Here is a 26,599-nt window from a genome sequence, read left to right as displayed (position 1 = left end):
TGCGACCGCTAACTATGCATTCCAAATGGGCCGAGTGATCTTTCGACTCTGAAGTAAGGACGTCTGTCAGGGAGAGTATTTCATGCGAGCACGATTGGGATTTTTCAAGGCAACTCTTTGCGCCACAATACTCTTTGCATTCGCGTATGGCGCCGCCGCGCAAGACCGTAACATTGTTGGTTACGCGTCGCCCATGACAATCAGGCCCGGCGACACCGTCGAATTCATGGTCAGTACGATAGACGAGGATGCAGGATACACAACCGATCTCGTCAAGATCATCCAGGGCGACTCGCTCTCGGTCTACGGAGACGGGTTCGAAATGCAGCCAGTCGAGGCGTCTTTCGCGGGCGATTACTCGGGGATCGTCCAGGATCTGAACCTTGGATCCTACATTGATGTGGACCCGACCGCGCAGTTGGACGCGCTGGAAAGTTTTACGGTCGGCATGTGGATCTTTCCGACCTTCAATCCTGCGGAATACGAGGCACCGGATCTGGAGAACCCGGATCCTTTCAGCCCACCAACATTGAATATCGCCGCCGAGATTGGCTCGCAGACCCTGATATCCCGCTTTGACGGCACATCCGGTACTGGTTGGCAGGTCACCTTGGACCAGAACTACATACTCGGAATGACTGTCTCTAACGGATCTGAAACAGCGTCCGTGGAACTCGCTGAGCCCGCAAAGGAGTGGGATTGGGCCTATGTCCTTGCAAGCTATGATGCCGATACCGGGGTAGCGAGTATTCGACTGATAGAGCACCCATTTTCGCCCGGCGACCAGTTCACGGCACGAGATCTGTCAGCCAATGGTTCTGCGCCCCTGCCGCCGCAGGAAGGTGTTCTAAGGATTGGCGCCATTCGGAATGGTCTTGGTACCGCCATGTCCGTGCGCGACAAGCCTGCACAGGGATTCTTCGGGCGCGTACAGGATGTACGGATCGTAAGCCGCGCCTTGAGTGGCGATGCCGCTGAAGCTCTTGCCCAGGAGACGGCCCCTACCAGCCTCGCCGGGTCTCTTGTGCTCGACCTCGATTTCAGCCTCGAAATGACAACAGCGCGCGCGACGGATGTCTCCGGCAATGGCCATCACGGGACGATTGTCAATATTCCGGAGCGAGCCGTGCGAGGACGTTTCTGGAAGGAAGGCACGATTCACTGGTCCACCGATCCCACTGGTTATGACGCGATCCACCTGCATGGCGACGACCTCTACGACGCCGAGTGGAAGGCGGACTTCACCTATACCGTGCCGGAGAATCTTCCGAGCGGTATCTACGCCGCGCGCCTGACACGAGGCGACTTCTCGGACTATGTCGTGTTCTTTGTGGCAGCGCCTAAGAACGCGCCGAGGGCGAAGCTAGCCTTCTGGGCGTCGACCTACAACTACCTCGCCTATCAAAACATCTCGATCGGGGCGACGGCACCCGGCAACTATAAGAGCCACAATTTTAACGTGCCCGCGTACGACTTCCTGAAGGCAAACCCACGCTTCGCCACTGGTGGCGTCTATAATCAGCACGTGGACGGAACCTACTTCATCTGGGGCTCGCCTCACCGTCCCGACCTTCATATGAAGCCCGACGGGTTGGTTATCTACAATTTCTCCCAGGACACCCATGCAACGGCTTTTCTTGAACGTGAAGGTATCGCTTATGACGTCATCACGGACGAGTTGGTCGATCGAGAAGGCGCCGAGCTGCTCAGCAAGTATGACGTCGTCATTAGCTCCAGCCATCCTGAATACATTAGCGGCCCGATCTGGAGCGCCCTGTCCGACTACACGGCCCAAGGCGGACGCCTCATGTACTTGGGCGGCAATGGCTGGTTCTGGACCGGAGGGGAAGATCCGGCATTCCCCGACGCCTACGAAACCCGCAATTTCTCAGCCATCGGAGAGCGGATGCTAACCAACGGACAGGTCGGTGGATTGCAGGTCGAGACCGGCCGGCCACCAGGCCCGGTTGTCGGGCTGGAAATGGCCGCCATGATCTGGAACGGCGCAAGCGCTTTCGAGAAGCAGCCGGATGCAGAGAATCCGAGGGCTACCTGGATCTTCGATGGCACGAGTGAAGGCGGCACCTTCGGCGCCTACGGTATCGACCGAGTGCGCGGTGGCGCAGCAGGTTTTGAAACCGACAAGTTCAACCCAGACAACGGCACCCCGCGGCATGCGCTCCATCTGGCAACCAATACCGAGATGGCGAAGAAACTGGAAAATGTGAAGCTTGGGACCCTTCCGCTTTCGATCAGCTATGATCCGCCGACGCCCAACTGGGTCGGCGCCGACATCGTCTTTTTCGAGACACCGGAAGGCGGCGCGGTTTTCTCGGCAGGTTCTATTACTTGGATGAGTTCGACGCCCGAAAACGGGTATGACAATGACGTCGCGCAGATCACCCGCAATGTCATCACACGGTTCCTCGACCCGACCCCCTTTCCTGCAGTCCCCGCCGAAGAGGTCGATGACGTGAACCGGGTGCCATCCAACCCGGAATACGAACACGCAGACCAAAAATAATGATTTCCGGTGATGTTCTGAGGTGAGGGCAATTGGGTACCGGCTCGACGCGCATCAGTGTCCTCATCCGCGTCTTTTGAACGGTCAAACATAGCGATTGAAAGAATGACCGACCGAGCCCGAAATGGCCTTCAGTTTGTTTGTAACTGTTGCTGTCATTGTGAACTATCGAACTGAATCTGAAACGCCGATCTCAGGGATGGCGCTCTCATCCAAAAGGTTTTGTCTCCTTTGTTGCGCTATCCAGAGTATGCTACTTAGTTTTTCTGGCGCGGCTGATCCTAAGGTGTGACTCTTGCCCTTCGAAGTGAGTAAAGAAGAGATCCTGGAAGAACTGGAACGTATTGTTGGTTCGAGTGACTTCGCGGTTAGCAAACGCACCAGAACCTTTTTTGAGCATCTCGTCAGAAGTGAAATTGACGGTAAGGGTGAAGAGCTTCATGGCACTGCGTTGGCAATGGATGTGTTTGGAAGAGGCGTTGACTTTGATCCCAACAATGATCCCGTCGTGCGAACTGAAGCGGTAAAATTGCGAAAGGCGTTAAGTTACTATTATTTGACCTCAGGTAGCCAAGACAGGGTAGGAATAGCGGTTCCAAAAGGTCGGTATCGACCCACCTTTCGCATTCGAGAACCCCGGGCAACAGATACGAATTTGACTGATGAGCAAACGCCAAGGTTGCCCACGCTGGGCATCAGATCGTTCTCAGGATCAGAGTCTGTGCGCGCAGTCTTTTTTCGTGATGGTTTGCCGGAAGAAATCGCATTAGAACTCGCCCGTTTCGCTCATATTCGGGTGCTAACAGGGTTTCGGGCGGAAGACACAAAAACTGAAACCCATGATGGGGATAATTCGCTTGAGCGCTGCGACTATGTTCTGGGAGGGACGGTTCGCGAAGATGGCGAATGTTTGCGCGTAATTGTTCAATTGAAACGTCGAGAAACAGGTAACCTAGTCTGGTCGGAACGCAAAGACATCTATTTGAGCAACGCCAATGTTTTTAAAGCGCAAGAAGACATCGCAAAGCGCTGCGCGACCTACATTGCGGATGCATATGGGTTTGTTGCAACCGACGTTGGGAGGAATGCGCGAACGCGGCCTGCCTCTGATTCGAACGTGTATGAGGCTTTACTGGCATTCCACACCCACCTTCGCGCAAATAGGGTCAGCAGCTTGGCGCAAATGATGGAACTTTCGCAAGCTGCTGTCAGGGAGAACCCAACCAGTGGATTGGCGCATGCTCTTTTATCATTTGGATATGTTGAAGAGGTAGGCGTTGGACAAAAAAGATTGAAATCCATTGTCGAAGATGGCCGAATTCACGCAGAGAAAGCCTTGGCTTTTGAACCACAATGCCAGGAGGCTCTGATTGCCGCAGCCATTTATGCCCAATTGGATGAAGATAAATCTAAGTTTCTTCAACTAATTGATGCGGCAATACGGGCCAATCCAAATGGCAATCTACTGCTCGCTGTGGCTGGAGGGTGGATTGCATTTGTCGGCGATTTCCATAAAGGCGCGGAGTTGGTACGACAAGCGACAGATGCGAACCCCATGTTGCCAACTTGGACCAAGATTACCCTTTGCCTGGAAGACGTCGAGAAAGGAGACTTCAAAGCCGCAGTCAAAAAAGTACGCCAAATAAATGTGCGAGACTCTTTCCTTGATCGTTTGATTATTTCCGCGGTGTACAGCCTCGCCGGTGAAACAGGGCTAGCCCGGGCACAATTGCCTGAGATAAATGGCGACTTCACGATTGACGAATATTTAAGCGATCTACCCTTCGCACCCGGCGTTATTGAAATGATCCGCGCAGGGTTGAGGCGCCTTTGACTCGGTAGAGTTCTGGCCAATAACGGAAGAAGACAAAACTGCTGCTCTAAATATCGCAAAGTTGCGAGTAGCTGAAAGTATTGTTTATTTTTAGGCGCATATCGCGATTTACGAAGATTCAACCGCTTTGTATCTTCCGGAATCGTCCAGCAATCTGTAGCTAATCGTGACATTTGTGGCGTTTCTTGCGTGAGGTGGAAGACGTGTCTCGTATCACTTGGGCGAACCTTCGCAATCCTTTGAATTACCGCCGATATGAGTCCGGTTGGGTCTCTGTAAGTTTTTGAACATGCAGTGCATCGGCTTGCTGCTCAGCCGCATCGGAATAGAAGAAAAACTCATGGTGCACGCAGGCAAACCGCCCGTTGACCAGAAACTTTTCGTAAATTTGGCGGTGTAGATCACTAAGTTCGTCAGTCTCCTGGTAGAATTTAATTAGGTCTTTGGGTGGTATCGAAAGAACAATGTCCCAAGCTCGTGAGTCAGCGTTTTTCATTTTCTCCTCCATTCAACTTGTTAGCTGTAGAGCCCCTGAGACACCGGGTGCCTCTTATTGTGGCGACCCGGTGAGGGTCGCAAGCGGCATCACTGCTGCTTGCCGGTTTGGTTCGATAGGTTCTTGCGCCCAATACCAATCACTATGGATTGCTCTCTTTTGACTTGATCGACAGCGTCAGAAAGCAGGGAGTGTTCTGCGCTGCTTGCTGCAAGTAAGTAATCAGTGATTTCAGGCAGGACGTTATTCCACGTTGGACAAGCCAAAGCGAACTGAGCAAAAAAGTTTGCCGTGAATTTGAACAACCGCTCCGAACTCGTCGCATCGGATTCTCGTGCTGCCCAAAGTAAGGTTTCCCATAGTCCATTTTCGAAGGCGACCTGCGCTCGAGGAGCCTTTTGCAGGTCAATCTGAACTTGATGCTTTCTGGCAAGCAAAAGCTCAGACGTTCGCAAGACCAAATTGTGTGCCGCAGCCGTCGTGGCCGGGTATTGGTTTCGCAGCGTAGTTAGCAGATCAAATTGTGACATTTACTCTCTCCACCTTTCTCGTTTATGCAAAACGAAAATGTGAAGAGTTCACCGTTCTTTGGAGGTGTCCTACAGTAGTGCAACTGTTGTCGGATATTGGCTTCCATTATTTTTTAGGGGGAAACAGCAACTAAGTCCGCAAGCCGGTCGTAGTCAAGATTTGGGAGAGCAACCGCTTTTGGTGAGAGCGGTCGTTCCTGTTCGAAACTCTGAGTTTTCGGGGGTGAAAGTCCGCTCAAAGTCGCTAATCGGTCATCTGAGTAAATCCGTCAGGTGACTGCGTTGAGCCCGAAGCAGACACTCGGAGCGACTCCCCCAAACGTTTAGATCGGCTCCAGATCGTTCAGTTTCCAACCATCGTTTCCATAGGCCTCCGTCGGCCCGTAAAAACGGAAAAGCAAGAAGTAGTTCGCGGCGCCGCTAGTCGGGAGATAGTTCACTCCCTCGTTTAGAACCTCGGGGCCGAAGTAGATGTCCACGCTGCCGTCGTCGTTGATTTTGGGCGTTGGGCTTTCTGTAGAGGCCAGTCCGATTGGGTCCGCTCCACGGATATACGAAGCCGTCGCAACATCGTACACGAGAATAGACCAGAACTGCTCGACCGGGACATCAGCAGGGACGGTCATCCGATAGCTCTTGTCGCCTTCCAATGCTGCCCCGAATTTGTCACGCGTCACCATCAGGTACGCCGTAGCCGAACCAAGCTTCACCGGGGGCGCAATATAAGTGTAGTAAGTGAAGGCCCGATCATCGATGTAGACCTTGTTCTCGTCCTCGTAGGTCATCTTCGTTTGGATCATTGAGTTCGCAACTGGTTGCGTCCAGCGCGTTTCGTTGCCCCACCTTTGAGGGGGTATCACACTCAAGTTATTCTGAAGTTCCTCGTGAATGCGGGCCATGACATCGTCAAGAATTGCGCGTTCTTCATCGGTGGGATCAAATACTCCACCTCGTTCAATTCCGAGGCTGCTCAACATACCCATTGGGTATTTGTCGATCTCGCGAACCTCTTCGTGATTGATAATCTCCTGCAAGCGGTCAAAGAAGGTGCTGTCGAATGGAAACAGCGAAGAGTACAGAACATCGTAGATGTCCATATGCGGCAAGCGCGTTTCGCTGCCATAGGGATATTGCTGGATGCCGTTTCGAATGTAGGCCTCGGCGCCTTCCAAGGTTGTGGGCTCCAGATCAGGCGTGATGATGCGCAAAGTCCCATAACCGCGATAAGTTTCGAGGGGCACCGGCAGATAGCCTTCCGGCACCTTGGCGTCGGTGTTTGCTGCATAGAGGAAGTACTTACCGCCTTCGCCTTTGTCATCGCCATCCGGGCCGACATCAACGACCGGCCGCTGCCACACATCAAGGAATGTCCCAAAGATGCTGTATGTCTCAGTCGCGGCCGGAAGCTTTACCACCACTGGACCGTCCTTAACGTCATAAATGAGGTTAACATAGGGCGTAGAATTATTGGGCGTCGGTGACTGAAACTTCCAGTTGGGCGGTTGAGAAAAATAGGCGACTTGGTTGAGTTTCTGGCCTGCGTCAAATGCTCCGGCAATCATTTGGTTGCCAGAGACGAGCGGCTGCGCCCACAGAGCGCTTTCGTACGCACGGCGTTCAAACTGCTCCCGCTCAAAATCCCGTTCTTGCGCAGACACCGATCCGAAGGCCATAGCCATTCCTGCAATTGCGCAAAGGGTGGAAATTAGCTTCATGTTACTTATCCCAGTTTCGAGTGGCTCCAGCGACCATTTAGCAGTTTTGCAGAGTTGTCGAGGTTAATGCCGAGCCAAAAAAACTCCAGTTCTGCGCGACCAACGCATAAGGCGGCTTCGTCCGCATAGCGGTCGTTCATGCGGAACAATCGCGCCGCGCTGCGGCTAACGGCAGGTTTGTCCGCAAAGCAGTCACACGAGCAAGTAGCGGCGAACGACCGCTTCGAGCCCAAAGTGGTCGTTCAAATTAGAATGATCGAGTTTCAATACGCTTCTGATCTCGCAGGTGCCTCTAGTTCTTCTTGGATTGGAAGGTGGATTAGTCCTGCAAATAAGTCACGTGAAACTTAACTCGGGAAAGACACATCGAAATAGGTCGAATCGTGTTAGAGTTTACCTTTTGATAGGGAGTGCTTTTCATGACCGAATACTTTAACCTTGGAGAATACAGCCGTGCTGCCAGCAAAGTTCCAGATGCTCAAATTTGGTTTGATCGAGGGCTAGTTTGGGTTTTTGCCTACAATCACGAGGAGGCGATTGTCTGCTTTGAGAAAGCAGTTGCGGCCGATCCAAAATGTGCGTTGGCTTATTGGGGCATCGCCTATTCCATCGGACCAAACTACAATAAACCATGGGAAGTCTTCACCTCTGAAGAGAAGGCGCCGGCTTTGGAAAGGGCGCACGAAGCGCTCAAGAATGCGCTGGCACTGGAAGACGCCAAACCTGCAGAGCGTGCACTGATTGAGGCGTTGGCTTTGCGCTATCCAACTGACCCTGAAATCGAAGATTACCAACCATTCAACGATGGTTTCGCTGAAGCTATGAAACCAGTTTACGAGTCCCACAAGGACGACTTAGACATTGCTTGCATTTACGCTGAGGCATTGATGAACCGGACGCCTTGGCAACTCTGGGACTTCAAAAAGGGCGTTCCGAACCCAGAAGCTTCAACTGTCGAAGCTATGGAAGTTTTAGAACGCGCATTCGATCAAACCCACGGTGCTTGGAGCCACCCTGGTCTGTTGCACATGTACATTCACCTGATGGAAATGTCGCCGCACCCTGAAAAAGCGCTGCGCCATGGGGATACCCTAAAGGATCTAGTCCCCGATGCGGGCCATCTTGTGCATATGGCCACACATATCGACGTTCTCTGCGGGGAGTATCAGAATGTGCTATATCGCAACCTGGCTGCTGCCAAAGTGGACGATATGTTTAAGGAATACGCCGGAGCTGCGAACTTCTACGCTCTATACCGCATTCACAACCTGCATTTCGCATTTTATGGCGCGATGTTTCTCGGCCAGAAAGCTGCAGCGGTAGATGCGGTCACCCGCCTACGCGGAGAAGTACCCGATGAGGTTGTTCGTACTTACCCGGACATTTTCGAAACATTCGTGGCGGCTGCACCTCATGTTTACATCCGGTTTGGAATGTGGTCGGAGATCCTTGAGCTTGAACAACCGGAAGACAAAAAACTCTACGTAACTACCAACGCATTGATCTTTTACGCCAAAGCCGTTGCTTTGGCTAATCTCGGACATCGCCGAGAGGCTCAATCGACCATGCGGGAGTTTACTGCCGCTTATGCCGAAGTGCCTGAAAGCCGTATGCTTTTTAACAATACAGCGCGCGACGTCCTCGCCGTAGCCGAAGAGATGATGAAAGGCGAAATTGAGTTTAAAGCCGGCAACCATAACGCCGGTCTTAATCACCTTCGCAAAGCGGTCGAATTAGACGACGGGTTGGAATATGAGGAGCCCTGGTCGTGGCCGCAGCCATCCCGGCATGCTCTGGGTGCTTTATTAATGGAGGCGGGTGAATATACTGAAGCTGAAGCGGTCTACCGGGCCGACTTGGGGCTCGATGGCAAGCTACCTCGACCTAGCCAACATCCGCGCAATGTCTGGGCTCTGCACGGGCTCCACGAATGCCTCCAGCGTAGAGGCGAAACCGTGGAACTCCCACATGTGAAATTGCTTCTGGACCAAGCCGTTGCCCGCGCAGACATTCCGATCCGCGCCAGTTGCCTGTGCCGTTCAGCGGCTGCTTGACGCGTCCAAGAGCCGGATGGCTCTCGGTGGTGCAGCTTCGCGAAAGTAAGACTACTTCGGGCTTGGAGGGTACCCGCATTTACACACTTAATGTCTGCTTTGAGCCACTTGCAGACTCTTGAAGTCAAATGGCTTACTATGGCGCAATCGTGCGTTTGGGCTTTAAATTTATGCGCAAAAGGAACCTCCAATATGAATAGGAGATTGTCTACGATCTTGGCCGCTGATGTTGTCGGTTATTCCACTCGTATGCGTGAAGATGAGATCGACACGATAAATCGTGTTACACTGTTAAACAAGTTAATCGGAACTGTTGCGTCCACGCACAATGGGCGGGTCTTCAACCGCGCGGGTGATGGCTTTCTTTTGGAGTTTTCTAGCCCAGTGGCGGCAGTTCGCTGTGCTTACAATTTACAACTTCAACTCGCTGCACCAGTAACTAAGCGAGAGATTGGACTAGAAATCAGGGTTGGTGTCCATCTTGCCGATGTCGTAGTAGATGGCGACGATTTGCTTGGCGATGGGGTGAATGTAGCAAGTCGTATTGAGTCTGAAGCCGAGCCGGGTATGGTCCTCGTAAGTAATGCTGTGTTCGATCACGCCAAGCGGTCGGCCCAGCTCAAATTTGAGAACAAGGGTACCCGAAATCTTAAAAATATTTCCGAACCAATTACGGTCTACGCTGTTGCAGGCGAGCTTGGCACGCACAGTTGCGGAACTGCCCTTATCGAGGACAGTAGCCTTCCCTACGTAGCGGAACTGCAAAAGTCCACCAATTCAATTGTTGTGCTTCCCTTCAAGAACATGAGCAATGATCCCGAGCAGGAGTATTTTTCCGATGGCCTGACGGAAGACATCATTACAGAGTTGTCACGGTTCCCTGACATTCTCACGATCTCCAGGAATACTAGTTTTGGTTTAAAAGGGGTTGCGGCTGACGCTCGTGAACTTGGACAGAAACTCGGCGTGCGTTTCTGTCTTGAAGGCGGGGTTCGCAAGCTGGGAAATCGCATAAGGATCAACGCGTATCTGACGGATGCAGTGTCAGGCGAACAGCTTTGGACAGAGCGGGCGGATTGCAATCTGGGGGATCTTTTCGATTTCCAGGATGACCTTGTTGCCAAAATCGTCGCGAGTGTGGCCGGCCAGATCGAACGGCAACTGGAAGCCACGGCACAGCGAAAACGTCCGGGTGACCTGGAAGCCTATGAATGTTTAATCCGCGGTTTGTACTATCACCGGATTGGTGGAGTCACAAAGGAGAATGCAGAGGAAGCAGTTCATTGGTTTGACGAAGCGCTGAAACGAGATCCAGGATATGGTCGAGTTCATGCCTGGAGGGCGTGCGCTGTCGCTACAGTAGCAGAATGGACCGGTGAAGATGTATGGGATGAGTTGGTCGAAGCAGGGAACCTAGCTGTCGAGCTGGATGAAACGGACGCTGAAAGCCATCGAATTGCCGGTTCTTTGGCGCTCTATGTTCGTGACTTTGAACGGGCTAAGTTCCACTTCAATCGCGCTCTGGAGTTAAACCCAAATCACGCGTTCATTGTTGGACGAACCGGTGAACTCCATAACTTTCTCGGAGATGGAAAGACTGCTCTTGAGTATCAAAAGCGTGCAAAGATGCTTGATCCCTTTTTGCCCGAATATTGCCGCGAACTAGAGGCAATTGCCTACTACGTCATGCATGATTTTGAGGCTTGTTTTAACACCGTGGATGAATTTGCGAGGCTCACCCGGCGGGCGGCAGCTTATCGGACTGCGGCCGCAACTCACCTGAACAATGACTACAAGATTGAACGAGCAGTTCGCGATTTGTTGCTTCACGATCCAGACTTTAAACCTTCTACATTCATTCAAACTGAATACTTCAAAGATCGCGAGATATCTAAGAGATTGAAAGCTGAATTGAGGAGCGCTATGGCGACAACCTCACTTCGCCTCGCTGGTTGAGTACACAATTTGCTAACTTAAAAATTGAGGATTAAAGCGTCTTCTCTGTGTAAGAAAAGGCCTTGGATCGCCGGATTCTAACGACCACTTTGTCCGCAACTCGGACATCGGCACCCGAAAACTCGCTGCGCAGTGAATGAACGACCGCTTTTCTTTCTGCGGTGCGGCTTATGTATTTGGCGACTAGTTCGCTGCGCCTGCGAGGTTCAGAGATGGAGCTCTTCCGCTTTGGGCTCATTACCGCCATTCGCTGCTCTGCGCCTTAACAGCCGCTTTTGTCCGTTTAGCCGACGTCTTCCTCAGATTCTTCGATGCCCAGAAATGCTGTAAACTGTCCGGGATAGTAGTGATTGAGGGTGGCACCCAATTTGAGCAATATGAGTTGTTGCTCATGGGACAGGCTATCATCGAAGTTCTTGAAGTTCGGATTATCCAACACCCATTCGTGCAGAAATCGTTCGTATTGGTGCCTGAGCTCGGCCAGTTCGGCATCCTTCTTTTCAAACAACCCCATCAAATAGCGTTGCTGCGAGACCCTGCCCTTCATCGCGCTCTCGAAGATCTTGTTCAAAAGCGCTGCCCGGCGATCCAGCGTCTCGGGCTGTCCGTTGACCATCAGCTCGACCTGCGTGTTGGCAAAGTGTTGAACATCGGACGGGCTGTAGTTCTTGAACCTCTTTTTGCGTGGTCGTCCTTTCGGATTTGGGCAATGACCCTTGCGCCAACGGCCGCGGGCGTCCCGGTTCAGATCTGCCGGTTTAGAGCCCACTTCGGGCCCGTTTTCATCTTCTTCAAGCATCATTAAACCTTTCGCTTGATGGTTGGATGTCAGCAGGCTGGCTCGGCGTCCGTCGCGGACGGTGCCTGCACCTCGGCCTCGTGTTCGGAAGCCTTTGTTGCATACCGCGTGCCCGTTTCAGCGCACCGCGCATGCTTGCCAGTCAAGTTTTGCCATCGACGGATGATTGTGTCGCAATATGCCGGGTCCAGCTCCAAGAGCCGAGCGCGACGGCCGGTCTTTTCGGCAGCGATCAGGGTCGTGCCTGACCCGCCAAAAGGATCCAGCACAATCTGACGCTGCTTGGAGCAGTCCTTGATGGCATCCGCAACCAGCGCAACAGGCTTGACGGTGGGATGCATGGCCAGGGCCGCGTCGCGGTCTTCGCCGAAGCTGTTAACGCCTGGGTATTCCCAGACATTGGTCCGGTAGCGACCAGTTTGGCCAAGCTCAAATGTATTGATGTGCGGCGCCGTCCCGCGCTTGAAGACAAAGACCAACTCATGTCGCGACCGATAGAATGTACCCATGCCACCGTTTGACTTGGCCCAGACACAGAGATTCTTGAGCTCGTCATAAACACTGTGCCCGGCCGCCAGGGTCTCGCCCATGTGCCGCCAATCCATGCAGATAAAATGGATCGAACCATCAGCGGAATGGGCCGCCATGTGCCCGAAGACGGTGGCCAGGAAGGCCTGGAACGCCTCTGATGACATCTCGCCCGATGCCATCGGGAACTCGCGATGCCGCGCCTTTCCAAGGCCAGACACATGCCCGGCAATGGGGACGTTGTAGGGCGGATCGGTAAAGATCAGTGAGGCGACATCGTCGCCGAGAAGCCGTTCATAGGAGGTAGGGCACGTCGCGTCCGCGCAAAGCAGACGATGTGATCCAAGTTCCCAGAGATCGCCGACACGGGTGACAACGGCATCCTCCTCGGGCGCCGGCGGGATCTCGTCATCGCGCCCAGGATCAGCTGCCTGACCAGTCGCCTGCTCCTCGAGGATCAGATCCACCTCTGCAAGGTCGAAACCCGTCAACTCAACAGAGAAGTCTACGTCGATAAGCCCCTGGAGTTCGATCGCGAGGATTTCCCGGTCCCAACCGGCCTCTTCTGCGAGACGATTGTCCGCAAGGATGTAGGCACGCTTTTCTGCTTCGCTCAAATGCTCGACGCGCAGTGTGGGAACCTCTGTCCAGCCAAGAGATTTGGCCGCTTCAACGCGGCCGTGACCGGCGATGATCCCATTGTCCACATCGACAAGCACCGGGTTCACGAAGCCAAAGCGTTCGATCGACGCCGCGATCTTGCGGATTTGTCGCTTTGAATGCGTCCGTGCCTGCCTATCATGCGGCTTCAGGCGCGCGATTGGCAGTGTCGCTGTTCCCTTCAGGGCTCTGACGGGCGCCTCTGGATCGATTGTCTCAAGTCTAACAGCACTCATTTATTTAACCTCGATAGGGGTTGATTTGGGCTATACTTTGGGACCGGAATGGATCATTGCTCACGCCTTAAGCCTTTGGGCGCCCGCGCCGGATGCTTGGGGCTTGTTCGAGGAAGGCCGAGACTGCCTGGGCCGTTGCAGTCAGTTCCAGGACGGTGACGACCCGGCGGCGATTTGGCATCGCGTCGCTCAGAACTGCACTCAGCGCTTCGATCCCGTCGCAAAAGTCGGGCTCAAGGAACAGGGGCGTCTTTTGCGCACGGGCCCTGGCCTGCGGCACGATCTCCCGCAGCTCGATCTTACTCAAAACGACGAACTGGCGGGCATCCAGGTATCTCCTGCCGTCCGCTCCGAATGTCGGGCGGGAGGGGTCGACCTCGGGTTTATACCTTTGGCGGGCGTGAAGCGACGGGCGTTCAACAAGCCCAGGCAGGCGCGCCTCGAGCTCGGGCCGAAGGTATCGCATCAGAAAGACGATCTCTGATTGCTTGAACCCGGCATCGAGCAAGTCCAGTCCAATCGCCAAACAGAACACGTCGATCGAAGTATAGGCGGCTTCCGCACCACTCTCTTCCGGCGGCGCCACAAAGGACCATCGCACAGGCGGCGGATCCGAGGCCTCAGCAAAATCGTGCTCGCGATCCACATCAAGAAGACGTTTCACCCTTGTGCGGAAGACCTTTGGTACGTCGTCTGACGCACTACGCCCGACCGTGAAGCTCTTCCACAGCGCCCACTCGGCTTGTCCGCGACCGAAGGTTTGGTTTGACATTGGCGCACCCAAATCAACTTGACTTAGGGTCAAATTAATATTCGCGCCTCGACAAGTCAACCCCTATTGGGGTCATATTATGGCTTGCCGCTGAATCAACCGCGTGTACTGACCCTGATTTGCTCCTGATTTCCAAGCCCCCTACCCTGTAGATCACGTGTTTTACACGTGTTTCTGGCGTGTTTTCCAAAGTGCCCTGAATTCGACTAAACCACGGAAACCGTGGCACAATATCGGAGAACTCCGACAAAAGAGCTGATCCAAAACACCAAAAACCGTGAAAAACAGGTAAATCTGGCCAAAAACAGCGGAAGTGCCCAGTCTTTCCCGCGACCTTCGCTGAGACCGGTTCGCTCTGGACTGCGTCCACCACCATTTCACAACCTTAATATCCAAAAGTAATAGTTTCTTCAAAAACTTGATGGTTTGGTTTCATAAAGGCCGAGCAACACGCGCATCACGCGGCCGCGTTTCTCGTCCTATTGACACGTTCGAACCAGGCCACAATTGCGTCCACGTTAGGCTCAAGCGCTTGTGCTGCACCATCAGTAAAATCTTTGAACTTTTCCTCGTTCAAACCGTTTACTCCGACCAATACCGGAATGTCCTGAGCTAGGGCCTCACCAATCACAGGTCGAAATCCGCGACCGTCGGATTCATGTTTTCCAAACTTGTTGATTATCAACAACTGTGGACCATCCGACAGTGAAGCCGTTACATACCCGACAGCCTCCTCAAGAGCAGCTGGATCCAGACGACACCCCCGCGACATCGTGCCCAGCGATTGTGAAATGCGGATCGTCGCGCCATCGGGCAGAACCCGCAGGTCCATGTCGCATTTTGTGTCGTCCGCGCATTCGGTGTTTGTCTGCACTACTCCTGAAAGTTGGGCGCCCTGGGCCAATAGTCTTTCTGCCACAGCACTGAGCAGCCTGTCAGTTGCTCCGCGATCAGTAGTGGTCACATAGGCCAAGTGCATTTGGTTGTCCTCTTAGTGCAGCATTCCAGCAATCCAGATAGCACGCATAGGCGTGCTCGGCCACTCCCCCAAGCTAAAGCAAAGTCGTTCAACTGAAAAAAGGTTCGTGCAAACCCCAGAAAATGCAGTGGAAAAAGGCGGGCCAAGCAAGCTTTGGCTCTGGTCCAAAGTTGAGGTTTTCGCAGAGGAAGACACCGCCACTAGCATTCATTTCAACGACGCGTCGATGGTCGTTGGACATCTTGCCAAACAAGTGCATCAGCTAACAAACCGAACAGAATAACAAACAATGAGCTTCTATTGATCAGAATGTTAGTGCGTGGTCACACTGTTACCGATGGGGAAATAGTTTACATAGGGTATGCCGACCCATCACACCTACTAGCGATCCACGCGTCTGGTACCCGTTGGTACGATGCAGCTGAGCACATGGGTCACTATGGAAGCTAGCAAGTCGTCCCAACCTGCCGCGGTCATATAAGAACAGAATGAGGCTTAGTTCAGAGTACGGCGTTCAGGCAATCTTTGCACCAAATAACGTGCTTGGAAGGGCGGATTTATCGCCGGACCAAGCTCTCAAAGCCCAAGAGCCTGACGCCGTTCTTCAGCAAAACCCTGTACTATTCGGTCGGCCACCAGTGCTAGAATCGCCATCGCTGCGCCAGCCGATATCCCCAACCCGACATCCGCCTGGCCCAGCGCCAAATAGATTGACTGGCCCAACCCCGTGGTACCGATCAAAGCTGCAATAACCAACATGGCAAACGCGTATAGAATGGTCTGATTCAGCCCCAATAGGATCGTAGGCGCGGCATAGGGTGCTCTTACGTCGCGCATGATTTGCCAATCGGTTGCACCACTTGAAATGGCGGCCTCCATCATTTCGTCTGGCGTGTTGACCAACCCGTGGCGAGTATAGCGTATCATCGGCACAATCGCGTATGCGCAGATCGCCAGAAAAGCCGAGAATTCACCAATTTGAAATACCATGAGAACCGGAATCAGGAACACGAACAAAGGAATTGTTTGCAGCATATCGCAGATCGGACGGACAATCTTCCAGATGGGTTCCCACACCGCACAAGCCAGACCGATCAGACCGCCAAAAACCGCACAGAAGAAAACCGCCGCCCCGCTGAGGTAGAGCGACAACAGCGCCCTTTCCCACAAACCCGACGCGAGGATCGTGCTTAGTAACGCAACCACCAATACCGCAAGACGCGAACCGCCAGCAACCCAGCCAAGCGCTGCGGCACCGGTCAATACAAAGGGCCAAGGTAAGTTCGAAACACCGGTCTCGAGCATCCCAATCAGGATAAGCGCCAATAACCCACCTGTCAGATGACCGCGCCAAGCAAAAACCAATGCTATTACAGCTCCAAAGACAAACAGGCCATAGCTCATCTGAGCGGTCCACTGAAAGCCCCAGGTAAACGGCAGCACGGCCTGATCCAAACCAATCCGAAGCGGTAACAGAACATAAAACAATGAGTTGTTTTTTAGAGCGTCCAGCCAAGGACCATTATTCTGGGTGAACGTCGTCAATCCATTATCCACCGCTTGCGCAACCGGATCCAAAAGGGTCAAATCTGCCGGATTTGGAAGCCTCGCCCAGAAAACGGCCGTGAACGCCGCTGCAAAAGCCAGCATTGCCCAACCGACCTTTTGGTCGTACCGCTTACGCTCGGTCGCAAGGGTTCCACTCATCCGGTCGATTACCACCGCAAAAACTACAATGACCAAACCGGCCAGTAGCGACTCGCCGAACTGAGCCTTGCGCATGGTCAGCAGAACCTCCCAACCAATGTCGTTGAAGCCGCCAATCACGGCGGCAATAATCACCATCGAGAGTGCGGCCATCAGACATTGGTTCACGCCGACCATAATCTGAGTTGCAGCGGCGGGGATTTCGACCTGAAACAGCTGTTGGAAGCGTGTGCCACCTGACATAATGGCGGCTTCTTTTATTTCCGGATCAACTCGCTCGAGCCCAAGCATTACATTGCGAGCCATAGGAGGTGCAGCATATATGGCTGAAGCGATTAATCCGACAACCGGCCCGAATCCGAACAGTAATAAAAGCGGTGTCAGATAGGCAAATGTCGGCACGGTTTGCATTACGTCCAGCACCGCCTGAACAAATGACTTCACCTTTGGCACCTCGTTAGCGAGAATGCCGATTGCTCCACCCAGTATCAATGCAACTGGAACTGAAACGGCCACCAATGCCAGTGTGTTCATGCTTTCGGCCCAATATCCTGACGCCAAAACAAAGCTGAGACCCAAAAAGCCAAGTGCAGCCATCGGCAAGCCACCCAAATACCAACCCATCGCGGTTACAAGGCCTATCAGAATGGGCCAAGGAGTGTTGCTCAACACGAAATTGGCCCAGTTCATCGGATACGCCATTACGTCGGAAAACAGACGTGCAAAAGGTTTGATTGCATTTAGCGACCAGTCGAGAAAATTCCCAACCCATTGTGTAGCCGGCAATTCCCAGGCGGCTGGCCACTGGATCAACCAAGGCGCAACTCCTTCCAGAACAAGACAAACTGCACCAACGATTACAGTGATCAATGCCGCCTTCGCTCCGGCCGTCAAACGCGCGGAATCTTGTGCTGGAACATCCGTCAAAACTGTCATGTTTCGTCCACTTGCAAAGCAGCGGCTAAATCAGACGGATGTACCGTACCAACAACTTTGCCGGTGTCATCCCTGACCGGAACGGGTTCGTAAAGTTCCATGCAGTGCGCCAACGCCGCGTCAAGCGTCATCGCTGTGGTCAAACCCGGATCATCGGGGCCCGTTTCACTGCCTCTGTCGCGCATAACTGACCCGACTTTGGCGTGTTGGCCCTTTGCCACGTCCTTGGAAAACTCACGCACATAGTCGTCTACTGGGCGCAGAACTATGTCTGATGGCGTACCAATTTGAACAATTTTTCCATCGCGCATGATGGCTATTCGGTCAGCCAGCTTTAGCGCTTCGGCGATGTCATGCGTTATGAAAACAATGGATTTTTTCAAGGTCGCCTGAATGCGCAGAAATTCATCCTGCAACTGGCGGCGGATCAGCGGGTCAAGCGCCGAAAAAGGCTCATCCAGAAACCAGATGTCTGGGTTCACAGCCAAAGAGCGCGCGATACCCACGCGCTGACGCTGACCACCAGAAAGCTGCCGAGGGAAACTATCTTCGCGCCCCTCGAGGCCGACGAGAGAAATGACTTCTTGAGCGCGGGCAAGACGTTCCTTGCGGCCCACACCCTGAACCCGCAGGGGATACGCTACGTTTTCGGCAACGGTCATGTGTGGAAACAAGCCAAAGTGTTGAAACACCATCCCCAGCTTTTTCCGCCGAAGATCGGTCAACGCCTTCTTCGAGGCGCCTACCACGTTTTCGCCTTCTACACGGATTTCGCCGCCTGTTCCCGGCAAAAGCTGCGAAATGCAACGGATAAGAGTGGATTTGCCCGAACCGCTGAGCCCCATGATGACGAACAACTCGCCGTCGCGGACTTCAAAGTTGGCATCTTGCACGGCGGGTATGAAACCTGCATCGCGCAGGTCAGTTGCGGCCTTATCGGCATCATCCCCTGACCGAGACAGCGCTTCGGTCAGGGCTTTTTCAGCGCCTTGGCCAAAAACCTGCCAGAGATTCCGGCAGGCAATAGCTGGCGTATTCGTGTCAGTCACTTAAGTGAACTCACTGCGTTGCCGCGTCTACGACCGGACGCCATTTATCTTCATTTTCGGCCATCCAAGCGGCAACAACCTCTTCGACGGATCCACCGTCAACGTCAATTGCACCCATCATAGGCTGCTGATCTTCGACTGCCAGTTGATAGTTCGACAGGATTTCATAAGCAGCTGGCCATTTGTCAGCCATTCCGCTCCAACCTGCTTTGAAAATGCGTGAAGGTGCGAAGTCACAGTCATTCACAGCATTAGGGTTCGGTCCCCACGCAGGATCATTAAAGCAGGCCTCTTCACCCACCGGCAGGTCGACGAACTGAACATCATATGCAGACATTGCCCAATGTGGTTGCCAAAAGGTAATCAGAAGGGGAGATTTCCGCTCGGTCGACGCGCGGAGTTCCGCGATCAATGCACCTTCGGAGCCCGCTGGAACAGCCTTGAAAGGCAGATCGAGCCCGGTCATGCGATCCGCACCTGGGGTACCCCAGTCAGCCGGATAGTCAACCAAACGACCGCCTGGCAGCGTGTCGGCAGTAGCAAAAACTTGCGCGCATTCCTTCAACGCTTCCCAAGCTGGCAGACCCGGGCAAAGTTCGGCTACATGCGCGGGATATGCGATGCCTTCCTTGGCATCCAGACCCAAATCACCCAGTTCAACAACGCCGCCTGCATCAACTTTTTTCGCATAATCGTCCGAAACGTTTGACGACCAGATTTCCATGGCGCCGTGGACTTCACCATCGGACATGGCCTGGTACATATTCATATAGCCCGCAGTAACATATTCGACGTTATATCCTGCAGCCTTGAGCATCTCACCCGCTACATGGGTCGAGATATGTTGACCGGTCCATTCGTTGATCGCCAGTTTGATCGGTTCATCGACGGCGCCCATATCCGCTGCTGCAGCAGTGCTTGCCACAGTCATTGCCAAAAGGCCTACACCAAGTTTTTTCATGGAATATTCTCCCTGTCTTTTTTGATTGCCCCATGTGGCGAATTGTTCGCCCCAATGGCTTCACTTGCAGAAACTATAAAGCAGAATGCACGAGTTAGTTCGGATGCAAAAGAGTGCACATAACGGTGTTATCGAATTTGTTGATCGATCAATCCAGCGAAACACCCCCACTCATAAGAACATCGCCCAAAGCTTCTGGTCAATTAACGGCGCTAGACTGCGGGAAATTGATTGACCAGTCAATTACAAAAGTGTGGGTCTGTGGTTCGATAAAACAAGCGACACCTTAGTTCCCGGGCTAAACAGGAAATAGGAACTTGAATACGTGAACAAAATGGAAACACTTGATGCAAGGAGGGTACGAGACATGCTTCATTTTGATGATATTTACAAACTGGCCGCAAACCGTCACGGCGGCTCGGACGCATTGGAAAGTAAGTTAGACAAGCCAAAGCCCTTGGCCGAACTGGTCGCCATGCCGGACGACCGTTGGCTTGCAACAATTACAAAGACGATCTTTCAGGCTGGGTTCAACTGGAAAGTTATCGAATCCAAGTGGGACGGGTTCGAGACCGCGTTTGATGGGTTCGACGTGGGGCGCTGCGCCTTCATGGATGACGAAAAATTCGACGCGCTATTGCAAGATACGCGTATTGTACGCAACGGGATCAAGATAGAGGCGGTCCGTGATAACGCAGCCTTTCTGCTGGAACTGCGCCATGAAGGTGGGGTCGGTCAAGTACTGGGCGGCTGGCCGTCTACTGATTTCGCCGGATTGCTAGAGATGCTTGGCAAACGCGGATCGCGTTTGGGTGGAGCATCGGCGCAGTACGCGATGCGTTTTGCAGGACGTGACAGTTTCATTCTGTCCCGAGATGTGACGTCGCGACTGATTGCAGAAGGCGTGATTGACAAACCGGCGACTTCAAAAAAGGCGATGGCAGCAGTTCAGAGGGCTTTCAACTCGTGGATGGATCAGTCGGGTCGTTCGTTGACAGAAGTTAGCCGGGTTTTAGCTATGAGCCTTTGAAAACAGCTTGCAGCCCCTGCCTTGAGCATTACGGTCTAAGATATGGTGCGCCTCTTTCTAATTATTGTACTTTGTTTTTTCGCGTCCTGCGGTCGCCAACTGACCGAGCAGGAACGCGCATTTGCGAGCAACATCCAAGGAAATACGCTCGACTTGGACCGGGTTAGACTAGTCGAAGGTGCTCCGGTTGCCGCAGTCACCTATACCCGCAAGGCGCGGCCACGGCTGGCTTGTCGCGAACTTATACTTCCACCCGTTAAAACTGAGACCGTAACGGGCAGACCAGCGGCTGTCGCACTTTTTAACCGCGTGTATTTCACCAAGGACTGGTATCTGGACGATTACATGTCCAAATATCCCGAAAGAGTGAACTTGATCGCCGCGATGCTACTCGCACACGAATTGACACATGTCTGGCAGTGGCAAAATCGAGAAAAAACCGGGTATCATCCTTTGAGAGCCGCAGCGGAACATGGGCGCCAATCCGATCCCTATTTATTTGACCTCGATACATCCCCGGATTTCTTAGCATATGGCTACGAACAGCAAGGATCGATTGTCGAAGAATATGTATGCTGCCGTGCGCTTGACCCTGGTGCACCTCGCACACAGCGGTTGCACGACATGCTCCAACCGCATTTTGACCTCGCATCTCTGCCCAACGGGCGCAGAGAAAGCGACGTCCTGCTTCCGTGGGATGGCGCCGAGATCGAAGGAATTTGTCGCTGACTTTACTGCTGGCCTTGCAGTGTCTTGAGGTATGCAACTAGATCGGCAATCGGTTTGCTTGTCGGTATTGATTGCCCGGAGTCTGTTTTGATTGTAGCGTCCCGGCCCTCAAAAAACGGACCATAAACCGGCATTGGGCTACCATGGCTGACTAAGGGTTCTTGCCCGTCGATGCGCGCGACAACCCGCTCTGTGGGAAATTCACCGCCCGAAGTTACCAACTTTGTCAGATTGGTAGGTTGTATAACCAGCACTCCGGCCATTGGCCCATTTCCTATTGCGTCCAGCCCATGACAGGTCGCGCAATAGTTCATATAGATTTCTTCCCCAGATTCCACGTCTTGCGACCACGCTGGCACAGATATCGAAAGCGCTGCTGCTAAGGCAAAAATTTTACCCATCCAACCTGCCATAATTTCCTCCAACAAAATTAGACGAGTTCAAGCTTGCCCGACAGAGGCGATACCGCAATGATCCAGATCAACGAGATCAGCGCAGAGGTTCAACACATGGCACATTACGCGGCGATCATGCTAGCGGCTGGAATTGGTGTTCCAATTCTCGCTGCGCTGAACGCTACCCTTGGAAAAATGATCGGGTCGCCCAATGCGGCGGCTGTAATCCTGTTTGCCGTCGCACTTACCGCCTCTGTGATCGTTCTGCTCGTACTGCCAGCCGACCACGCATTCGCCAAGGCGGCAAAGGTTCCAAAACATCTGTTTCTGGGAGGTGTATTAGTTGCTTTCTACGTGCTGGCCATCACCCATGTCGCGCCTCATTTCGGGGTCGGAAACGCGGTGTTCCTAGTGTTGGTCGGACAATTAATCAGTACAGCTGTAATTGATCATTTCGGTTTATTTGGCGCCCAGGTAACGCCGCTCACTTGGATACGTGCAGGAGGTATTACCCTGATGACCATTGGCGTCGCGATCACACAGCTGGCTTAATAACTCCACTGTCCAAGCGTACCGTTCGGTCCATTCGCGCCGCAAGCTCAAGGTTGTGTGTTGCGATGAGGGCGGACAGGCCTGCTTCGTGTACAAGATTCATCAAGACATCAAAAACCTGATCGGAGGTTTCAGGATCAAGATTTCCGGTGGGTTCGTCCGCCAGCAATACACGCGGCTCGTTCGCCAGCGCGCGGCAGAACGCCACTCGCTGCTGTTCCCCACCCGACAGGGCGGCAGGGCGATGATTGGCCCGTTGGGCTATGCCTACCCGCTCCAACAGTTTCAGTGCGCGCTCATTCGCAGCCGTTTGTGCCACGCCATTGGCCAGTTGAGGCAGGACAATATTTTCAAGGGCTGTAAACTCTGGCAACAGGTGGTGGAACTGGTAAACGAATCCGACATCCTTACGCCTGATCGCTGTACGAGTGCGATCTCTTTTACCAGTCGCCTCTTGCCCGGCAATCTGAACCGTGCCCGTGTCCGGTACGTCCAGCAACCCTGCAATATGCAACAAAGTGGATTTTCCGGCTCCGGATGGCGCTACCAGCGCAACCGCCTCTCCGGCACGCAGTTCCAGATCGGCTCCGCGCAATACCTCAATTTCGCCAGGTGTTCCTTTGAGATAGGTTTTGCTGAGACCCTGCAACCTTAGAGTGACATCATTCATAGCGCAGCGCCTCAACCGGATTTAGCCGAGCTGCGCGGCGGGCCGGGAAATATGTCACGAAAAAGGACAATCCAAGAGACAGGGCGACGGCCTTAAGCACATCTGAAAGATGCAGTTCGGCGGGCAACGCATAGATTCCTCGGATGGCAGGGTCCCATACACCACCGCCCATCGCATAGTTTACGAAAGAAAAGATAGGATCGATGTAAAGCGCAAAAAGACACCCGAGGACTACGCCCATCGCAGTACCGATAATTCCGGTGAACGCACCGCAGATAAAAAACACGCGCAGAACCGAGCCCTCGCTCAATCCTATGGTTCGTAATATGCCAATGTCCCGCCCCTTGTTTTTTACCAACATAATGAGCCCCGACACGATGTTCATCGCGGCGATCAAAACGAGGATCGACAAAATGATGAACATCACATTGTCTTCGACCTCAAGCGCCCTGAGAAATCCACCCGAAGCATCTTGCCAGGTCCATACCTGTGATCGGCCTCCTGCGGCCTCGAGGATCGGTATCAGCACAGGGTTCATGTTCTCTGGCTGTTCCACCATGACCTCAATCTCGTCCGCGGCGCCTTCGCGGTTAAAAAAGCTCTGCGCCTCTTCAAACGGTATGTAAAGCCGTGTCCGGTCGATGTCATAACGACCAGAAGAAAACACATAGACCACGTCGTATGCATTTACCCGCGGGGATGTTCCAAAAGCCGTCTTCACCCCATTGGGCGAGGTCATCTTGATTTTGTCGCCGACCGTTACACCAATTGCACGCGCCACGCCCGAGCCGATCGCTACTCCTTCTGCAAACTGTGAAAGATCACCAACGGCCTTGTCACCGTCAGCAATTCCAGGCAGCTCAAGCAGGTCGTCAGGACGAATACCGAACACTTCGACGCCGGTACTTCGTTCGCGGTTTGTTAAAAGTACTTGCCCTTTGACCAACGGCGCTGTGCGCGCAACACCCGAAACCTGTGCGATCCGTGCCGCCATGTCGTCATAGTCGGCGATGGTCCGGTCAACACGACCCTGTGCATCGATTTCCCCGGACGAGTAGACTGTCACATGCGCATTCGCACCCAAAATCGTGCCCACGAACTCGGAACGAAACCCCGACCGCACCGCCAGCGTTGCGATTAAGGCAAATACTGCCAAAGTAATACCGATCAGCGAAATCCAGGTCATTACGCTTACACCACCCTCAGCGCGGCGGGCGCGAAGATATCGCCAAGCAATTTTCCACTCGAAAGGCGCAAAAGGAGGAGGGGTTTTGGTCATTCAGGCTCCGGGCGTTTTATGCTGTGGCGACCCTTTCGGCAATTTATCGGATGGTCAAGCCGATCATCATTTATTGGCAATCTATTTTACGTTCTCAGGCTCATAACCTCAGCCGAATCTATTGTGAAACGAATCAACTTTAAGCTTCATCGCCGCCGCTCTATCCATTGGCGAGAAACTGCCGGAAAAAATATACTCCAAGTTGTGACCCCCTTCACAGACAAGGACTTATTGTTTCAGTAATGAAGTTAATGCGCGCAATTCGCGAGGTACTGAATTCTAAATGCAACATTAACTGAGCAATTTTATTCCACGTTTTGCTTATTTTCCGAAACTTTGACACCCTTTCATGGGGGAACACATTTTCAGAGCGGGGGTCGCTCATGAGTATTCAAGAAAACGTAGGGGGGAAGGGCCCGATACTGGCCCGAAAATCAACAACAGAACTGGATTGCGAATCCGCAGCGTTGTTGCGTGCGGCCATTCGCCCAATATTCGACAGCGCGGCGAGTTGGGGAAATCTGGCGGACTTGCTGACCCAGAAGGGTTATCGGCTAGCGTTCCGTCAAGGAAGTCTTTGCGTAACCGATCGAACCACTGACGAACGCGTCTGCGGCCTACGATTTTTGGGGTTCGAATTCCGGGAGCTTGTTCGTCGCATGGGGCGCCCGATTGTCGTGGCTCGCGGCAGCGAAGCAGACGGTGACGTGTTGGCCGCGCGGCCAAAACAAAACGACACCTGACATTATTTATGAACTGAACCGCCCTAGCATCAGGCAATTTTTGCGTATATTTGACCAACCTTGGCTACTGCTGCCTCGGGGCTAAGCTCTTCGCTTTCACCGGTACGGCGGCTGGTTAGTTCGACGACACCGTTTTTCAATCCGCGCGGGCCCACGGTGATCCGCCAGGGCAAACCGATTAGATCCATCGTTGCGAATTTGCCCCCTGCCCTTTCATTGCGATCATCATACAACGGCTCCAACCCCAACGCGGTCAACGCGTCGTAGATCGATTCACAAGCAGTGTCTGCTTCATCATCACCTTGCTTCAGATTCACAATCCCACAATGAAATGGGGTCACGCCTTCTGGCCAGATTATACCTTTGTCGTCATGGCTCGCCTCGATAATTGCGCCGACCAAACGGCTAACACCAATCCCATGACTACCCATGTGGACCGGTAACGGCTTACCGTCCGGCCCCTGAACCGTCGCGCCCATCGCTTCAGAGTACTTGGTGCCAAAATAAAAGATCTGTCCCACTTCGATCCCTCGCGCAATCCGGCGGCGTTCCTCAGGGACCTCATTAAACAAGGCCTCATCATGAGTTTCATCTGTGCGAGCGTATTTCGAGGTAAACTCTTCCAATATTGCCTGACACTGATCACGAGAATCATAGTCGATCTCGCGGTCACCAAAAGTCAGGTCTGTGACTGCGCTGTCGTAGAAGACCTCGGACTCACCTGTGTCGGCCAGCACCAGAAATTCATGTGTATCGTCGCCGCCTATTGGGCCAGAATCGGCGCGCATCGGTATGGCCCGCAGGCCCATGCGTTCGTAAGTGCGCAAATAACTAACCAAATGGCGGTTGTATGCGTGCAGGGCATCCTCTTTCGTCAGATCAAAGTTGTAACCGTCTTTCATATAAAACTCACGGCCACGCATCACGCCGAAACGTGGACGTATTTCGTCGCGAAATTTCCACTGTATCTGGTAAAGAGTAAGAGGCAGATCTTTGTAACTACTGACATGTCCGCGGAAGATGTCCGTCACTAGTTCCTCGGCAGTGGGCGTATATAACATATCCCGGCCATGGCGATCCTGCATTCGCAACATTTCCTGACCATAGTCGTCATAGCGCCCTGACTCGCGCCACAGGTCAGCGGATTGCAAAATGGGCATCTGGATGGCGATATGACCGGCACGCGCCTGCTCTTCGTGTACAATATTTTCCAGTTTGCGCAGAACTTTGAAACCCAACGGCAACCAGGAATAAATACCGGCGGCGGCCTGTTTGATCATACCAGCGCGCAGCATCAACCGGTGGCTGACGATCTGGGCCTCGGACGGGTTTTCCTTGAGCACGGGCAGAAAGTATCGGCTGAGGCGCATTTTTTGACCTTCAAAGGTAAGAATTCGACTTCAACCGTGATTATGCCAAAGCTACGCCGGGGGCAATCGCGCTTCGGTCTTTTTTGAGACCGGAC

23 protein-coding genes are annotated in these 26,599 nt (G+C 53.2%); 8 read left to right on the top strand and 15 right to left on the bottom strand.

Annotation, left to right across the window (positions count from 1 at the left end):
* Positions 1-82: 82 nt before the first annotated feature.
* The gene (locus AC2FNV_RS06735) at positions 83-2,524 is read left to right on the top strand and encodes a N,N-dimethylformamidase beta subunit family domain-containing protein (RefSeq protein WP_496714969.1); all 2,442 of its coding nucleotides are present in this window, start codon (positions 83-85) and stop codon (positions 2,522-2,524) included.
* Positions 2,525-2,819: 295 nt separating this feature from the next.
* Positions 2,820-4,358: a hypothetical protein gene (locus AC2FNV_RS06730; RefSeq protein ID WP_496714967.1), complete on the top strand. Its 1,539-nt coding sequence runs from the start codon at positions 2,820-2,822 to the stop codon at positions 4,356-4,358.
* A gap of 244 nt (positions 4,359-4,602) precedes the next feature.
* Here the strand turns inward: AC2FNV_RS06730 and AC2FNV_RS06725 are convergent, their stop codons facing one another.
* The 4 genes from AC2FNV_RS06725 to AC2FNV_RS06710 form a co-directional block, all read right to left on the bottom strand.
* Complete coding sequence (locus AC2FNV_RS06725; RefSeq protein ID WP_496714965.1) at positions 4,603-4,854, bottom strand: hypothetical protein; 252 nt, start codon at positions 4,852-4,854, stop codon at positions 4,603-4,605.
* A gap of 89 nt (positions 4,855-4,943) precedes the next feature.
* The gene (locus tag AC2FNV_RS06720) at positions 4,944-5,384 is read right to left on the bottom strand and encodes a hypothetical protein (protein ID WP_496714963.1); all 441 of its coding nucleotides are present in this window, start codon (positions 5,382-5,384) and stop codon (positions 4,944-4,946) included.
* 323 nt (positions 5,385-5,707) lie between these two features.
* Positions 5,708-7,099, bottom strand: a complete 1,392-nt coding sequence (locus AC2FNV_RS06715; protein ID WP_480535354.1) for a DUF1214 domain-containing protein — start codon at positions 7,097-7,099, stop codon at positions 5,708-5,710.
* A gap of 5 nt (positions 7,100-7,104) precedes the next feature.
* Complete coding sequence (locus AC2FNV_RS06710; protein WP_496772779.1) at positions 7,105-7,239, bottom strand: hypothetical protein; 135 nt, start codon at positions 7,237-7,239, stop codon at positions 7,105-7,107.
* Between the two features lie 279 nt (positions 7,240-7,518).
* Between AC2FNV_RS06710 and AC2FNV_RS06705 the strand changes: the two genes are divergently transcribed.
* Both AC2FNV_RS06705 and AC2FNV_RS06700 read left to right on the top strand, forming a co-directional pair.
* Positions 7,519-9,153, top strand: coding sequence for a hypothetical protein (locus AC2FNV_RS06705; RefSeq protein WP_170607028.1), 1,635 nt, complete (start codon positions 7,519-7,521; stop codon positions 9,151-9,153).
* 192 nt (positions 9,154-9,345) lie between these two features.
* Positions 9,346-11,109, top strand: a complete 1,764-nt coding sequence (locus AC2FNV_RS06700) for an adenylate/guanylate cyclase domain-containing protein (RefSeq protein WP_170607030.1) — start codon at positions 9,346-9,348, stop codon at positions 11,107-11,109.
* A 283-nt stretch (positions 11,110-11,392) separates the two neighbouring features.
* Here AC2FNV_RS06700 and AC2FNV_RS06695 read toward each other — a convergent pair whose 3' ends face one another.
* The 7 genes from AC2FNV_RS06695 to AC2FNV_RS06665 form a co-directional block, all read right to left on the bottom strand.
* Complete coding sequence (locus AC2FNV_RS06695) at positions 11,393-11,911, bottom strand: DUF5681 domain-containing protein (RefSeq protein WP_170607038.1); 519 nt, start codon at positions 11,909-11,911, stop codon at positions 11,393-11,395.
* 26 nt (positions 11,912-11,937) lie between these two features.
* Positions 11,938-13,332 (bottom strand): site-specific DNA-methyltransferase, encoded by a 1,395-nt coding sequence (locus AC2FNV_RS06690; protein WP_170607040.1) that lies wholly within the window; start codon positions 13,330-13,332, stop codon positions 11,938-11,940.
* A 67-nt stretch (positions 13,333-13,399) separates the two neighbouring features.
* Complete coding sequence (locus AC2FNV_RS06685) at positions 13,400-14,104, bottom strand: hypothetical protein (protein ID WP_170607042.1); 705 nt, start codon at positions 14,102-14,104, stop codon at positions 13,400-13,402.
* Positions 14,105-14,561: 457 nt separating this feature from the next.
* Positions 14,562-15,083, bottom strand: coding sequence for a DUF2478 domain-containing protein (locus AC2FNV_RS06680; RefSeq protein ID WP_170478789.1), 522 nt, complete (start codon positions 15,081-15,083; stop codon positions 14,562-14,564).
* Between the two features lie 576 nt (positions 15,084-15,659).
* Positions 15,660-17,726 carry an ABC transporter permease gene (locus AC2FNV_RS06675; protein WP_170607046.1) on the bottom strand — a complete coding sequence of 689 codons (2,067 nt, stop codon included), beginning with the start codon at positions 17,724-17,726 and terminating at the stop codon, positions 15,660-15,662.
* Positions 17,723-18,775 (bottom strand): betaine/proline/choline family ABC transporter ATP-binding protein, encoded by a 1,053-nt coding sequence (locus tag AC2FNV_RS06670; RefSeq protein ID WP_170607048.1) that lies wholly within the window; start codon positions 18,773-18,775, stop codon positions 17,723-17,725. Before AC2FNV_RS06670 ends, AC2FNV_RS06675 begins: the two co-directional genes overlap by 4 nt.
* A gap of 10 nt (positions 18,776-18,785) precedes the next feature.
* Positions 18,786-19,736, bottom strand: coding sequence for an ABC transporter substrate-binding protein (locus AC2FNV_RS06665; protein WP_170607050.1), 951 nt, complete (start codon positions 19,734-19,736; stop codon positions 18,786-18,788).
* 367 nt (positions 19,737-20,103) lie between these two features.
* Here AC2FNV_RS06665 and AC2FNV_RS06660 point away from each other — a divergent pair, with 367 nt between their 5' ends.
* Together AC2FNV_RS06660 and AC2FNV_RS06655 are read left to right on the top strand one after the other, a co-directional pair.
* Positions 20,104-20,766, top strand: a complete 663-nt coding sequence (locus AC2FNV_RS06660) for a DNA-3-methyladenine glycosylase I (RefSeq protein WP_170607052.1) — start codon at positions 20,104-20,106, stop codon at positions 20,764-20,766.
* A 42-nt stretch (positions 20,767-20,808) separates the two neighbouring features.
* On the top strand, positions 20,809-21,495 hold the full coding sequence (locus AC2FNV_RS06655; protein ID WP_170607054.1) for a hypothetical protein: 687 nt from the start codon (positions 20,809-20,811) through the stop codon (positions 21,493-21,495).
* A 2-nt stretch (positions 21,496-21,497) separates the two neighbouring features.
* Here the strand turns inward: AC2FNV_RS06655 and AC2FNV_RS06650 are convergent, their stop codons facing one another.
* On the bottom strand, positions 21,498-21,908 hold the full coding sequence (locus AC2FNV_RS06650; protein WP_254442590.1) for a c-type cytochrome: 411 nt from the start codon (positions 21,906-21,908) through the stop codon (positions 21,498-21,500).
* Positions 21,909-22,004: 96 nt separating this feature from the next.
* On the opposite strand from AC2FNV_RS06650, the gene AC2FNV_RS06645 reads away from it, so the two are divergent.
* On the top strand, positions 22,005-22,442 hold the full coding sequence (locus AC2FNV_RS06645) for a DMT family transporter (protein WP_170607348.1): 438 nt from the start codon (positions 22,005-22,007) through the stop codon (positions 22,440-22,442).
* On the opposite strand, the gene AC2FNV_RS06640 is transcribed toward AC2FNV_RS06645, so the two are convergent.
* A complete protein-coding gene (locus AC2FNV_RS06640; protein WP_170478773.1) occupies positions 22,426-23,112 on the bottom strand; it encodes an ABC transporter ATP-binding protein in 687 nt (228 codons plus the stop codon). The genes AC2FNV_RS06645 and AC2FNV_RS06640 overlap by 17 nt on opposite strands.
* Positions 23,105-24,391, bottom strand: coding sequence for a lipoprotein-releasing ABC transporter permease subunit (locus AC2FNV_RS06635; RefSeq protein WP_170607056.1), 1,287 nt, complete (start codon positions 24,389-24,391; stop codon positions 23,105-23,107). Before AC2FNV_RS06635 ends, AC2FNV_RS06640 begins: the two co-directional genes overlap by 8 nt.
* Before the next feature lie 383 nt (positions 24,392-24,774).
* On the opposite strand from AC2FNV_RS06635, the gene AC2FNV_RS06630 reads away from it, so the two are divergent.
* Positions 24,775-25,134, top strand: a complete 360-nt coding sequence (locus AC2FNV_RS06630; RefSeq protein ID WP_170607058.1) for a hypothetical protein — start codon at positions 24,775-24,777, stop codon at positions 25,132-25,134.
* A 29-nt stretch (positions 25,135-25,163) separates the two neighbouring features.
* On the opposite strand, the gene proS is transcribed toward AC2FNV_RS06630, so the two are convergent.
* On the bottom strand, positions 25,164-26,504 hold the full coding sequence (proS, locus tag AC2FNV_RS06625) for a proline--tRNA ligase (protein WP_170607060.1): 1,341 nt from the start codon (positions 26,502-26,504) through the stop codon (positions 25,164-25,166).
* Positions 26,505-26,599: the final 95 nt, after the last annotated feature.

It is taken from the genome of Ruegeria sp. BHSA163 (assembly GCF_059613365.1).
This window is presented reverse-complemented; position numbering and strand designations above follow the sequence as displayed.